Consider the following 14,133-nt stretch of genomic DNA (forward strand, 5'->3'; position numbering starts at 1 on the left):
TTGCGTCGCTATTTCTCGATGATCGTCAGGGTGCGGCCGAAATAGCGGCTTGGGCGCACGGAGCGAGCCCGTTGCGTCTTGCGACCGGCGGCGGTCATGTATGTCACTTCGACGGTTACCGGGGCTGCCGAGGTGAGACCGAAATGTAACGGCTGGGTGCCCTGGGAATTATAACCGTCGCCGGTCGAGACCTGGCGCGTCGCGACGATCTTGCCGGCGGCGGCGTAGAGGCGGACCTCGGCGCCCATGCGGGTGAAGCGCCCGGCGTTGTCGAGCACGCGCACCGAGAGGCTGCGGCGCGCGGCGTATTTGCCAAGGTCGTTGTGAAACAGGAAATGGCCGCCGGTCGCGGTGTATCCGCGCGTTACCGAAAGATCGAGCGCGCCGTCGCGGTCATAGTCGATCCACTGGACGCCATGATCGGCGACGTCGAGCGCCGACCCGGCGGGCAGGACATTGGCGAACCCTTTGCCGCCGAGATTGCGATAGAGGCGATTCGCGGGCTGCTGCGCGCCCGACTTGCCGATGTAAGCGGTGACGAAAAGATCGAGCCAGCCGTCATTGTCATAGTCGCCCCATGCGGCGCCGACGGCATGATTGTCCTCGGCGAGACCGAGGTGCGGTGCGACGTCCTCGAAGCGGCCATCACCCTTGTTGCGGTAGAGGATGTTGACGCCGTAGCTGGTGACGAACAGATCGAGTTCGCCGTCATTGTCATAGTCGCCGACCGCGCAGCCGACGCTGCCTTCTTCGGCCGGGCGGCCCGGACGGTGCATGCCTAGCGCGGGAGCGACGTCGATGAAGCGATCACCGTCATTACGCCACAGCGCGTCGGTCGCGCCGGCCTGGTTGGCGAGGAAAAGGTCGAGGTCGCCGTCGCGGTCGTAATCGAACCAGCAGGCGCCGACGGTCGGGCGCGGGTCGTCGCCCGCCTGCGCGGCACCGACGCGCACGAAATGGCCCGCATCCTGGCGGAACAGCGCATTGGCGCCGGCGCGATCGGCCGTGAAAAGATCGAGGTCGCCATCATTGTCATAATCGACCCAGCTCGATTGCCGCGCCGAACGGCCGGGCGCTACGGGATCGAGGTCTTGGGCGGCGAAGCGGCGACCACCCTCGTTGCGGAACAGGAGATTGGCTTCGGTCGCCTTGGTGGCGCCGGCATAGAGATCGAACCAGCCGTCGCCGTCATAATCGCCCCACGATAGCCCCCGCATCTCGGCGCCGGAGACGGGAAGGCCCACCGCGGGCCCGATGTTGGTGAAGGTGCCGAGATCGTTGCGGTACAAACGGATTTCACCGGTCTTGATCGAAACCGCGAAGTCGAGGTCGCCGTCGCGGTCGAAATCGGCCCAGCTGTTCGACAGCGAGCCGGGAACGCTGAAGTCCGTCGGCTGCACCGGCGTAAAGGCGGGTTCGGTCGTCCCGGCCGCCTCGCCGCCGGCAATGCCGGTCGACAGGACGGCCCAGGACAGGATCCGCATCAGTTCATCGCGCATGATACGGACTCCAGTGGTTGGCCAGGTCAGAAATCGAGCGAGATCCGGCCATAATAATAGCCGCCATATTGGCCGAACGGTCCGGCGCCATAGGGCGCGAGCCCGATGGTGTTGGCGACGGTGGTACGGTCGGGATAGACGTCGAAGATGTTATAGGCGCCCGCGGCGACCCGCAATTTCTCGGTGACGCCATAGGATACTTCGAGATCGGTGATCCACTTGGCGCCGAAGCTCTGGTCGTTGGCCGCATTATTGTCGAGGCTACGGAATTTATCGTAGCGCGTTTCCTTGACGTTGATCATGAACGGTCCCGACTCGAAATTGGCGCCGAGGATGAGTTTCGTCTTCGGACCTTCGGTGAACCAGCCCTGAGTCCGGCGATCGAACAATGTCAGGCCGAGACCCGCGAGTTCGGGCGGATTGTCGGCGATCTTCTTGATGTCCGTGTCGTTGTAGTTGAACCCTACGCTCGTGCGCAAGCGTCCCGCACTCCCGATATCGAAAGCATAGGTTCCGACGACATCGATGCCGCGGGTGCGGGTATCGACGGCGTTGGTGAAGAAGCGCACCGACTGGTCGCCCGAAAAGCCATTGGCGACCAATATGTTCCGGATGCCGGCGCCCGACAGCAGGCCGGTCAGGGTGATCCGATTGTCGAGATCGATCTGATACGCATCGACCGAGAGCGACAGCCCGGCGGCCGGCGTCAGCGTGAAGCCGAGACTATAGTTTTTCGACTTTTCGGGCTTGAGCGGCTCGGCGCCGAGCGCCTGCGCGACCGCCGAGTTCGTCTTCACGATCTTGGTCAGGACCGGAATATAGACGCCACCGACGAGGTTGATCGACGTCGAGGTCTGCGCGAAATCCTGTTGCGCAAGCGAGGGTGCGCGAAAGCCATTGCTGAAGGCGCCGCGCAACGCGAGCCAGTCGGTGAGTTCGTAGCGCGCACTCACCTTGCCGCTGAAGACGCTGCCCGAGCTGTCGTCGAAATGCTCGAAGCGGCCCGCCGCGGTGACAAGAAAGCGCGGGCTGACGTCGAGCGCGAGATCGACATAGCCGGCCCAGATGTTGCGGTTGACGTCCGCCGCATCCTCGGGGGTGACGACGATCGCGCCCTGCGCGCCGACTTGCGCCGGGCGTCCGGCAAGCGGGCCGGTCGGGTAGAAATATCCGCCCGCGCGGTAGCTGTCGACATCGAGCGGCTTGGTGACGTAGGATTCGTAGCGATATTCGGCGCCCATCGAAACTTGGAGCGCGGCTTCGCCGCCGAGTTCGACGCGGCGGGTGAGATCGAGATTGTTCGTCCACTGGTCGAACGCCGAGCTGAAGGTCTTGAACTCGGTCGGGCTCGACGGGCCGAGCGACGCATTGAGCGTATTGTCGGCTCCGTTCTCGGCATAGTTGCGCCCGTAGGTGCTGCTGAGATCGATGTTCCAGCCAGAGGTTTCGCCGCGCAGGCCACCGGTGAACTGGAAGTCGGTTTCCTTCAGCGTGTAGAAGGGTGTGAAACCATCGGGATAAATTTCGAGGATATTCTGGTTGCTGTTCGGGCGGCGGCCGGCCTGGCCGACGCGCGCGTCGCGATAGCCGAAGGTGCCGTCCGAATAGAATTCGACATTGCCGAGCGGCAGGACGAGCGTTTGCGCGACCTTGACGTCTTTCACATAGGGAAGGCCGCCCTGATAGGTGCGGCGATTGGCGGTGAGTTCGCGCGGATCGGGCGCGCCGCCGGGTAGCGGATAATAAAGCGCGCCGGTGACATCGGTGTTGCGCACGGCTGCGTTCGCCTTCTTGCCTTCGACCGAGAGGGTGAACGAACCGCCGTCGCCGATCGCGAAGCCGTGCGAAACGCTCGCCGAGATGGTCTCGCCATCGCTGCCGCTGCCGTCGCGTCCGTAACGCTGGCCGGCCTCGATCGAGGCGCGGCCGCCCGAATCGTTGGTTTTCAGGATGACGTTGATCACGCCCGCGATCGCGTCGGAGCCATATTGCGCCGAGGCGCCATCGCGCAGCACTTCGATGCGCTCGATAGCGCTCGACGGGATGAGATCGAGATCGACCGGATTGCCGCCCTGCGACGTCGCGCCCGAGTTGAAGTCGATGATCGAGCTGTTGTGGCGGCGCTTGCCGTTGACGAGCACGAGCACATGAACGCCCGAGAGGCCGCGCAAACCGGCGGGGCGGGTCAGGCTGTTGAACGATGAGCTGCCGACCGTCGTCGACTGGAAGGACGGCACGAGCTGGGTGAGCGCGTCGCGCAGCTGCATACCGCCGCCGAGCTTCTCGAGGTCTTCGCCGCCGATCACGTCGATCGGGGTCGGGCTGGAAATGACGGTGCGGCCCTGGCCGCGCGACCCGGTGACGACGATTTCGGACGAGGAGGCCGAATCGTCGGCCTCGGCGGTGGCGTCCTGCGCGAAGGCGGGCGCCGTCATCGCGGCGGCGATGCACGACACCCCGATCAGCAGTCTGCTAGTTGTTTTCATGGTCTTGCTCCTAAACACGGAAAAATGTTCCCCCGATTGAACCTGCATTATTTTCGTTTTCCGCCTGTTTCGGCGCTTATCCTGCGGCTCTCAGCTTGCGTTGCGACGCGGTGGTGTCCTGCGAAAGGGTGTCGAGCCCTTGCCGCAAATCCGCGATGAGGTCATCCACCCTTTCGAGCCCGATGTGCAATCTTAGCACGGGCCCGGGATAGTTGAGCTTGTGGGTCCGGGCCTTGAGCTGCGGATCGACGGGAATGGCGAGGCTTTCGTAGCCGCCCCAACTGAAACCGAGACCGAAAAGCTCGAGGCGCTCGACCATGGCTGCGACCGCTGCTTCGGACGCGGGTTCGAGCACCGCTCCGATCAGACCGCAGATGCCGGTGAAATCGCGCTTCCAGATCGCGTGTCCGGGATCGCTCGGCAGCGCCGGGCACATGACCGAGTGGACTTCGGGTTGGAGCTCGAGCCATTGGGCGACCTGGAGCGCGGCGGCGCCATGATGGGCGAGGCGCGTATGGAGCGTGCGAAGGCCGCGGATCGCCATATAGGCATCGTCAGGCGATACCGCCCAGCCGGTCTCGTAGCTCGAGGCCGCGAGCAGCTCGGCGGCGTGCCCCTTGGCCGCGGCGAGTCCCATGAACACGTCCGAATGGCCGCAGACATATTTGGTGAGCGACTGGATGCTCACATCGACGCCGTGATCGAGCGGCTTGAAAAGCACGCCTGCCGACCAGGTGTTGTCGATGACGGTCATCACTCCGGCGTCGTGCGCCATTGCGGCGATGGCGGGAATGTCCTGCATCTCGAAGGTCAGCGAGCCGGGCGATTCGAGGAAAATCACGCGCGTCGCGGGGGTAATCATCGCGCGGATCGCCTCGGCGTCGTCGGACGGATCGAAATAGCGGGCAGTGACGCCGAAGCGTGCGAGCGTGCCGGCAAGGAAGCGCCGGGTCGGATTATAGACGGTGTCGCATGCCAGCACTTCGTCGCCCGCCGAGAGCAGCGCGAGCAGCGTGCCGGTGATCGCAGTTAGGCCCGAGGGGTAGATGAACGCCTCATCTGCATTCTCGAGATCGCGCAGCGCGTCGCGCAGCGTGCGTTGCGTCGAGAGGCCGACGCGGCCGTAGGTCACCTTGCCGCCATCGTAGAGTGCCTCGCAGCTCGGCAGCAACACAGTCGAGCCGCGCTGGATCGGAGGACCCGGCGTCCGCTGGAGCGCGTCGCACGGACTGTCGCCGTGGATCAGTCGCGTCTGCTCGTGAACCGTGCTGCAAAGCGTCATTTATCTTTTCTTTCTCAGATGGAATGGGAGAGGAGTTTCTGCCGCTGCGGCGCGGTGCCGTTGCGGTTCGCCGCGACGAGGTCGCTACGGCGGACGACTGAGAGCGCCTTGGCGGCCTTGGTCACATGTTTTTCGATCGCGCTCGTCGAGATGTTGTAGCGGCTCGCGAGGCTTTTGAGGCTGGACCCTTCGACGCGGATCGCGACGAGGATTTCCTGCGTGCGTTCGGGAAGCTGGTTTAGCGTATCTTCGACCGCGCGGATTTCGTCCCTGGCGAGCAGAATCCGCAGCGGGGACATGTCATCGACGGGGTGATGGGGCTCTTCAAGCTGGCAATGGCAGTCGAGGCGGCGCGTCGTCTGGCGGCGATGGCGGTCGATAAGGGCGGCTTGCGCAGCCTGGAAAAGATAGCATTTGGGATGCGCGATCGCGGCGGCATCGGCGCGGCGGATGATATTGAGGAGCACATCCTGCAGCACGTCGTCGAGATCGGCGGCAGGCACGCGTCGCCGGAGATATTTCCTGAGCAAGGGAAGGTGCGGCCAGAAGGTTTCGATCAGGTCGGGGTTGGCCTCGCATGCGGCCACGGTCGGCTGGACCGGCGGCCGTTCCGCGGGTGCGGCGACTTGCTCGCCCGCCTCCGGACTATCGTCCCCCGCGACGTTTTCATTCTCGTAATCTGCCCCATAGGCGCTGAATGTCATCGTGCGTCCCCTTATGGCGACATTTTATGACATGGATGCCGGGGTGATTTCTTCACCGACTTTGAGGAGATTTGGTCAAATCATGGGATATTTGAACCAACATATCCGGTTATGTCGATTAAATGATCTAAATATGGCATGGAAGCAGCAGGTTTCGTCGAATCATCTGTCTTGGATTCGCCTTGGAAGTGCAACAATCGCCACGGAGTCGCGAAAACTGCCCTAGGATTTGGGTTTTGCGCGATGGGGTATTCGGTCGGCAGCGCGTCAAAGCATAGGGCTTCCCGCTTCGGGAGGCAGGAGGAGAGTGGTCGGATGGCGAGAAGCTGGCTCATATTGTCGGCACTGGTCGCCGGACTGGCGCTGGGAGCGGGGTGGACGCGTCTCGGGCTCGGCGGCATTTCCGACGCGGTCGCCCTTGCCGACAGCGTCGGCGGGGTCTGGCTCGACGGGCTCAGAATGACGATCGTCCCGCTCGTCGTGTCGCTTCTCATCACCGGAATCGCGAAAACGGCCGACAGCGCGCGTGGCGACCGCGTAGCGATGCGGTCGGTCGTCACCTTCATCGCACTTCTTTGGGTATCGACGGCCATGGCGGCTGTGCTCGTGCCCGCGCTGCTCGGCGTCTTTCCGATGCCCACCGATGCGGCCCGATCGCTGGCGGCGAGCCTTTCCGTTTCGGCTCCGGTTGACGCACCGACAGTCGGGATCGCCGCCTTCCTGCGCTCGATCGTCCCTTCCAACCCGGTCGCGGCCGCGGCGAACGACGCCCTTCTTCCGCTCATTCTCTTCACAGCGGTCTTCGCTGTCGCGCTCGCGCGCTTGCCGGCTGCCCAGCGTGAACCGGTAACAGCCTTCTTCGATACGATCGCAAACGCGGTGCTGCTTATCGTCGGCTGGGTGCTTGCGCTCGCGCCAATCGGCGTCCTCGCGCTGGCCTTCGGCGTCGGCGCGCGCGCCGGTACGTCCGCGATCGGCGCACTGGCGCATTATGTCGTGATCGTATCGAGCGCGGGCCTCGCCGCCTGGGCGCTCGCCTATCCGGTCGCGGTCTTTGCTGGCCGCGTGCGCCTTGCCGCGTTCGCGAAGGCAGTGGCGCCCGCGCAGGCGGTTGCGCTCAGCACCCAGTCCTCGCTCGCCTCGCTGCCGCCGATGCTCCAGGCCGCGGCCGATCTCGGGGTCCAGCGATCGGTTGCGCGTGTCTCGCTGCCGGTCGCGGTCGCGATCTTCCGGGTGACCAGTCCCGCGATGAACCTCGCCGTTGCCATCTATGTCGCCCACTGGCTCGGCATATCGCTCGCGCCGTCGGCGATCGCGGCGGGGGCGGCCGTCGCGGCGATCACGACGATCGGTTCGGTGAGTCTGCCCGGGCAGGTCAGCTTCCTGACCTCCATCGCGCCGATCTGCGTGGCGATGGGCATCCCGTTCGAGCCGCTTGCGCTGCTCATCGCGGTCGAGATGATCCCCGATCTCGTGCGGACTGTCGGTAATGTGACGATGGATGTCGCCGCGACGACGGCGATCGCCCGCATTGGGCCGGCCCGGCAGGCCGGCGAGTTTGCAACAGGCGAAGGGGAGGCCGCACCGCGGCCCGCTTTTGCGACGGGTGCCGCCGGTGTCCTGGATTTAGAAGGAGAAAAGCCATGACGCGCGTTTCGCTCGACGATGCCGATGTCCGGATACTGGGGATACTCCAGGAGGATGCGACACTGTCAATCGCAGCGGTCGCCGCCAAGGCGAACATGTCGCAGAATGCCTGCTGGCGGCGGATCAAGCGGCTCGAGGAAAGCGGCGTGATCGCGCGGCGCGTCACGATCCTCGACGCGAGCGCGCTCGGCCTCGATCTCACCGTTTTCGTGAGCCTGCGTGCCTCCGAGCATAGCGAAGCATGGCTCGACACGCTGAATTCGGCGATCCGCGACATTCCCGAGGTCGTCGAATTCTACCGCATGACCGGCGACGTCGATTATCTGCTCAAGCTGCGCGTCGAGAATATGGCGGCCTATGATGCGGTCTACCGGCGCATCATCCGCTCGATCCGCCTCACCGACGTCAGCTCGGCCTTCTCGATGGAAGAAATCAAATTTACTACCGCGCTGCCGCTCACCGCGCGCCCGTCCTGAGGATCTGACGGGCGCGGGGCGAACGGGTCAGCGCGCGTAGCGTTTTCCGAGTTCGGTCGCGCGCGAGGTGAGCGGCTGTTTTTTCCCCGCGATGAAGATCGCGGTCGGCTGGGTCAGCGGTTCGAGCGGATCGCCGTCCCAGATCACGATGTCGGCGGCCTTGCCCGGTGCGATGGAACCCATCTGATCGCCGACGCCGAAGATGCGCGCGGGCGCGAGCGTGAGTGCTTCGATGCCGGCGGCGTAGGGCAGGCCGCGCGACACCGCGAGGCCCGCGTTATAGCGCATCTCGCGTACGCGGTGGCCGCCGTCGTTCCCGCCAATCGCAATATCGACCCCCGCCGCCTTGAGGATCGACGCATTCTGGAGCGACGCGCCAAGCATGTCGAAGTTCGACGGGATATTCGAGGTCGGATTGATGAGCACGGGCACTTTGGCGGCGGCAATCTCGTCGGCGACGCGCCAGGCTTCTTCGGCGCCGCTCAGGATGATTTTGAGCTTATAGTCGCGCGCAAGCCGCAGCACCTGCCGGATGTCGGCGGCACGGTGGACGACGACGATCAGCGGCATCGTCCCCGCGAGCACGGGTTTCAGCGCCGCGACGTCGGCCTGCGAAAGCTCGAAAGGATATTCGTCGCGCGGCGGCTGGCGCGCGAGATCGAAGATCTGGCGAAGTTGGACGAATTCGGCGGCGCGCGAGCCGCCGATGCGCGCCGCGCCATCTTCGCCGAGTTCGAGCATCATCCCGACGCCGGACCGGTGGAGAATCGCCGCACCTTCGCCAAGCGTGATCAGCGCCGCCTTGCCCGCGAAGGGCAGCTCGCGTTTCTGGTCGCTGTCGTCATAATCGGGCATGACGACGGCATGGGTTATGCCGCCGAGGCGGGCGATCGGGATCAGCGTCGAATCGGGGTTGAGCCCGTACTGAACGTCGAACGACGCGCTGATTCCCGAATTATGCGTCCGGTTATCGACCGAGCCGCCGACCGAGTTCACCTCGACGAGCCCGAGCGCAGTGTTCACCGCGATGAGGCCGGGCGTGACGGTGGCGCCGCGCGCATCGACGATGCGCATTCCGGACGGGACCACGATGGCGGCACCGGCGGCGGCAATGCGGCCGTCGCGAACGATCACCGTGCCATTCTCCACTTCGCCGACGGGGCCGGGGGTCACGAGATGTGCGTTGGTGATCGCAAACGTCTGCGCTGCGGCCGTGGGGGCGGCCGCAGCGAGGGCCAGGGCGAGAGCCGCGAAAACCGGGAGCCGTCGTTGCATCTCATTCCTCCCCGACCGCTTGGCCGATTTCAAAATCGCTTCTGTATCGCGTCGCCGGATCGCTCGTGTCGAGGATCAGCGCGCCGTCGATGAAAACCTTCTCGGCGATCGCATAGACGCTGAACGGATTTTTGCTCCACAGAACCACGTCGGCCATCTTGCCGGCCTCGAGAGAGCCTGTGCGGTCGGCGATGCCCATCATCTTCGCCGGATTGAGGGTGATCCATTTGATCGCCTCCTCCTGCGGAATATCGATCCCGGCGCGGCGACCGGCGGCAAGCGCAACCGCGCTTTCGACATTGAGGCGCTGGACCAGCCTTTGCTCGTCCGAGTGGATCGCGACGCAGACGCCGGCCTTGGTCAGGATAGCGGCATTTTCCTCGATTGCGTCATAGGCTTCCATCTTGAAGCCCCAGCGCGTCGCCCATGTCGCGACGCAGACATCCTCTTTGGCGAGAAGATCGGCGATCTTGTAGGCCTCGACGGCGTGGTGAAAGGCGCGCGTCTTGTATCCGAACTCGTGGCCGACATCGAGCATCACCGCCATTTCGTCGGCGCGGTAGCAGTGGTTCTGCACGAGGATGTCGCCCTTGAGAACGCCCGCCAGCGTTTCGAGCCCGAGGTCGCGCTTGGGCGCCTCGCCGCCCTCTCCGCGCGCGCGCTTCTTTTCATAAGCATCGACCTTGCGGCCATATTCGGCGGCGTCGATCCACGCGCGGCGGAAGCCCGCGACCTCGCCCATGCGAGTGGCCGGCGCGCGTCCGCGGCTGCCGTAGCGGCCCTTGGGATTCTCGCCGCATGCCATCTTGAGCGTATAGGGCGCGCCCGGAAATTTCATCTGCTGGACGGTGACCGCGGGCACATTCTTCACGCTGACACCGCGTCCGCCGAAGAGGTTGGCAGAGCCGGGCAGGATGAGCAGGCTGGTGACCCCGCCCGCACGCGCTTTGGTGAACACGGGATCCTGCGGCCAGAGGGAATGCTCGGCCCAGACATGCGCGGTATAGGGATCGATATTCTCATTGCCGTCGGCATGGCCCTGGACGCCGGGTGCAGCGAAGACGCCGAGGTGCGAATGCGCGTCGATGATGCCGGGTGTAACCCATTTGCCGGTGCCGTCGACGACGCGCACGCCGGCCGGGAGATCGACGTTCGCGCCGACAGCGACGATCTTGCCGGAGGCCATAAGGACGGTTCCCCGGTCGATCCGCTCGCCGGTGCCGGTGAGGATCGACGCGCCGACGATCGCGGTGTCGGCGGCGGGGCGCGGCGTATAGGTGCTCGCAAAGGGCCGGGGTGCGTCGGCTGCCGGGGGCGGTGGCGCCGCGGCGGGCCGGTCGGTCGCCGCGCTCGCCGAACAGCCGGCGAGAATGGCAAACGCCGTCCCGAGCAGGGCGGCGCGCGCGCGGCGGCGCGCCAAGCAGGATTTGTCCTGAAGGGGATGTGTCACGCGGGCGTCACCTTTTGTGGGCTGGAGGATTACGGATTTCCGGCCGCCCCATGGGAAACGGAGCGGCCGGTCCAGGGACGTCAGAAAGTCTTGCGCACATTCACATACCAGTAGCGCGGGATCGGCGAATGGAGCGAGCCCATATAACCGAAGGAACCAGAATCGATGGGCGGCTGCGCATTGGTAATGTTGCGCACGCCTACACGCAGCTGGGTGCCATCGGTGAAACCGCCCTTGAGATCATACTGCACATAGAGGCTGGCGGTGGTGTAGGCCTTGACCTTCAGATTCTCGCCGTTGATCGAGATGTCATTGTCGATGACGCTGCCCGTGTAGCTCACAAAACCGCCGGCGGTGAACTGCCCCAGTTTCCAGGTCAGCGAGCCCGAACCGCGCCACTTGGGGAAGCCGTCGAGCCGAATCTGGTCGCCGCCTTCCGGAATGACCGTGTCGATGTTGATGTCGCCAGCCGCCCGGGCGTCGAGCAGGACTTGGATGTCGGGCGACACGTCGCGGAAATATTTGAGCAGATAGGCGGCATTGGCGGCAAAGGTGAAATCGCCAATGCCCGTATCGCGAAGCCCGATATTGAGCCCGAAGTCGATGCCGCGAACGGTCTGCGGCTCAAGGTTGCGATACTGGTCGTCGACATATTGCACTCGGCCCACCGGATCGATGCCGGTGCCGGCGAAGAGGGCGATGTCGTCCGCCGTGGGCGCGAGGCGGAAGACGGTAGGGTCGCTCGATCCCTGAACGCGGGCCAGATAATCCGCGATCAGCGCATTGCCTTCGCCGAACACGCCGACGATGCCCTTTTGCTTCACCTGCCAATAGTCGAGCGTGAAGGTGGTCCGCAGCCGGCCGGTGTTGAAGGCGGGAGGCTGAAGGACCGTACCGATCGTCCAGGTGGTCGAGGTCTCCGGTTTCAGATCGGGATTGCCGGCGCGCCGGCCTGTGGTCACGAAACCTTGCGCGCAATCGTCGAAACTGCTGATCCGCCCGGCACGCAGGTCGGCTTCGCAGCGGATATAGTCGGTCCGCGTGTTGCCGCGTGTGATAACGGTCGCCTTGGTCTGCTCGAGGTTCGGGGCGCGGAACCCCTGCGCCCACGAACCGCGGATGCGCCAGCCGTCGAACAGGTCCCACGCCGCGGCAATCTTGGGCTTGGCAATGCTCCCGAAGTCGGAATAATGCTCGTACCGTCCCGCGAGTTGCAGCTCGAAACTGCGAACCAACGGCACATTCATTTCAGGCGCGATCAGCGGAACCGCCAGTTCTGCGTAGGCGGCGAAAACCGTGCGCGACCCCTTGGTGTCAGGGGTCGGGCTGACCCCGAACAGATCGCTGGGCTGCTCGACGCCGGTAACGCTGTCGGTCCAGGTGATCGTTCCATCGACGCGCTCGTCGCGATCGTCGAGATAGGAGTCGCGGCGCAGTTCGGCGCCGACGGCCATGCCGACATCGCCGGCAGGAAGCGACAGCAGGTCGGCCTTCGAAGCGCGGAAATCCCATTGTGCCAGCGTCGATTTCCCGCGCCGGATCGTCTTGATCAGGAAGTCTTCGCCCGCCGCCAGATTGCCATCCGAAATCGGCAGACCGGTAGGATCGTCGGGATTCCCGCCGTTGAAGGGGTTATAGGCGTCGGGCGTCGACAGCGCGAGATTCTGCTGAAGCAGCGTGGCGCTGATCCCGTCCTGGACGTCGCGCACCGTCGCCTGCGAATAGAGGGCGGCGGTTTCCCAGTTGAAGCCGAGTGCTTCGCCGCGCAGGCCCAGCAAGGCGCGGAACTGCCGGTTGGTCACATCGACAACGGTGGGCCCGAGATCGACGAAACGATAGCTGGTCATCGTGACCGGCAGCCCCGCGGCGGGTGCGTCGATCCCGGCGAGGCGGTTGGGGTTCGCCGTGCCGTTGGCGAAGGTGACCGGGCCGAAAGGGTTCCAATAGTTCGATGCCGGCACCGTCATCTGGATCGAACCGATCGAGAAGACGCTGTCCTGGATGCTGCGCGTCTTGGCATAATAATAGCCGGCTTCGCCGAAGACCGTCAGATTGTCGGTCAGGTCATAATGGCCGTTCGCGAACACATTGATGCGATCGAGCCGGGGAATGATCGACTGCGGGAAATTCTTCTGCGAATCCCAGCGGGTGTTACGATCGGCGCCCGTTGTGGCGCGGGTGGCATCGTCAATGCAGATACCGCCGCCCAGATCAGCGGAACAGCCGCCATTCGCCGTCGGCTGAATCGAAAACACGCCGCCGGCGCTTGTGATGTTGGTCGTCCCGCGGCGCACGCGAACGCCGCCCGTCGTGAAATTGCCCCATTGCGACAGCGTGCTGGTGTCATCGAGGCTGTTCGAACCTTCGAAGACCGTGCCCGCAAAATCGTCGAAGAAGCGGTGGTCCCCCGTCGCGGTGAAATCCTGGTCCTGCGACGTCAGCGCGGTGCGGTTGGTATAGTTGAACAGCAGCGAGATATTGCCGCGATTCTCGGCGAAATCGGTGCCGAGATAGCCCGAGCCGTTGAACTCGCGCAGCCCGGTGCCCTCGGCGCCGCCATATTGCAGCGCAAGTCCGCCGCCGTTGACATTATCGCGCAGGATCGTGTTGACGACGCCCGCGACCGCGTCGGTTCCGTAGAGCGCTGCGGCGCCGTCGCGCAGCACTTCGACGCGCTGGATGCCGAACACCGGGATGGAGTTGCTGTTGTAGGTGATGACCGGCGCGAGAGACGTGCTCGCCTGGCTGCTCGGATGCTGGACGAGGCGGCGTCCGTTGAGCAGGACGAGCGTGTTGCCGACGCCAAGCCCACGCAAATCGATCGAACCGACGTCGCCGCGCGCGAAATTGCTGCTCGTCTGGCCGTTGCTGCTGTTGAACGACTGGTCGCTCATTTGCGGGATCGAGCGCAGAAGATCATCGCCCGAGACCGCAGCGGTCGCCGCAATCTCATCCTCGCCGACGACGGTTACGGGGAGGGCTTCGGTGATCTTGGTGCCGGCGATGCGGCTGCCCGTGACGACGATTTCCTCGCCGCGCGGCGCCGATTGCGGCTCGGTCGCAGCGTCGGTTTGCGCGGCCTGCTCCTGCGCCGCGGCGTTTTGCGCGACGACCATCCCGATCAACGATACGGCGGCGAGAATTTGCTTCCGGTAGCGCGAATTTCTGCTGTTCATCATGCCATGTCCCCTTTTTTGTCGACCCGATTGGCGCGTCGTCCTCCGTGCGGCGGATGGATTTTCTCCCATCTCGTTCTGCTGTGACGCAAGTCGCCAACGATTCCCCATCGATATTCGCGCGGAAAATTACAACCC

The 14,133-nt window shown here is 64.6% G+C and carries 9 protein-coding genes; 2 read left to right on the forward strand and 7 right to left on the reverse strand.

The annotated features are described in order from the left end of the window. Positions 1–8 precede the first annotated feature (8 nt). The 4 genes from VJ811_RS09680 to VJ811_RS09695 all read right to left on the reverse strand — a co-directional run bounded on the left by VJ811_RS09680 (position 9) and on the right by VJ811_RS09695 (position 5,971). The gene (locus VJ811_RS09680) at positions 9–1,499 is read right to left on the reverse strand and encodes a CRTAC1 family protein (protein WP_324072066.1); all 1,491 of its coding nucleotides are present in this window, start codon (positions 1,497–1,499) and stop codon (positions 9–11) included. 26 nt (positions 1,500–1,525) lie between these two features. Continuing rightward, the gene (locus VJ811_RS09685; RefSeq protein ID WP_324072067.1) at positions 1,526–3,985 is read right to left on the reverse strand and encodes a TonB-dependent receptor; all 2,460 of its coding nucleotides are present in this window, start codon (positions 3,983–3,985) and stop codon (positions 1,526–1,528) included. 76 nt (positions 3,986–4,061) lie between these two features. Next, positions 4,062–5,267 carry a cystathionine beta-lyase gene (gene metC, locus VJ811_RS09690; protein WP_324072068.1) on the reverse strand — a complete coding sequence of 402 codons (1,206 nt, stop codon included), beginning with the start codon at positions 5,265–5,267 and terminating at the stop codon, positions 4,062–4,064. A 14-nt stretch (positions 5,268–5,281) separates the two neighbouring features. Next, positions 5,282–5,971, reverse strand: coding sequence for a sigma-70 family RNA polymerase sigma factor (locus VJ811_RS09695; protein WP_324072069.1), 690 nt, complete (start codon positions 5,969–5,971; stop codon positions 5,282–5,284). Positions 5,972–6,286: 315 nt separating this feature from the next. Between VJ811_RS09695 and VJ811_RS09700 the strand changes: the two genes are divergently transcribed. Together VJ811_RS09700 and VJ811_RS09705 are read left to right on the forward strand one after the other, a co-directional pair. After that, entirely contained in the window at positions 6,287–7,618 is a 1,332-nt protein-coding gene (locus VJ811_RS09700) for a dicarboxylate/amino acid:cation symporter (protein ID WP_324072070.1), read from the forward strand. Next, on the forward strand, positions 7,615–8,094 hold the full coding sequence (locus VJ811_RS09705; protein ID WP_187139518.1) for an Lrp/AsnC family transcriptional regulator: 480 nt from the start codon (positions 7,615–7,617) through the stop codon (positions 8,092–8,094). Before VJ811_RS09700 ends, VJ811_RS09705 begins: the two co-directional genes overlap by 4 nt. A gap of 27 nt (positions 8,095–8,121) precedes the next feature. On the opposite strand, the gene VJ811_RS09710 is transcribed toward VJ811_RS09705, so the two are convergent. From VJ811_RS09710 to VJ811_RS09720, 3 genes are all read right to left on the reverse strand, one after another. Then, positions 8,122–9,369 carry an amidohydrolase family protein gene (locus tag VJ811_RS09710; protein ID WP_324072071.1) on the reverse strand — a complete coding sequence of 416 codons (1,248 nt, stop codon included), beginning with the start codon at positions 9,367–9,369 and terminating at the stop codon, positions 8,122–8,124. Between the two features lies 1 nt (position 9,370). Continuing rightward, positions 9,371–10,789, reverse strand: a complete 1,419-nt coding sequence (locus tag VJ811_RS09715) for an amidohydrolase (protein ID WP_414711931.1) — start codon at positions 10,787–10,789, stop codon at positions 9,371–9,373. Between the two features lie 110 nt (positions 10,790–10,899). Further along, positions 10,900–13,998: a TonB-dependent receptor plug domain-containing protein gene (locus VJ811_RS09720; protein WP_324072073.1), complete on the reverse strand. Its 3,099-nt coding sequence runs from the start codon at positions 13,996–13,998 to the stop codon at positions 10,900–10,902. Between the last annotated feature and the right edge of the window lie 135 nt (positions 13,999–14,133).

The sequence above is a fragment of the Sphingopyxis sp. genome (assembly GCF_035250425.1).
Lineage (GTDB): Bacteria > Pseudomonadota > Alphaproteobacteria > Sphingomonadales > Sphingomonadaceae > Sphingopyxis.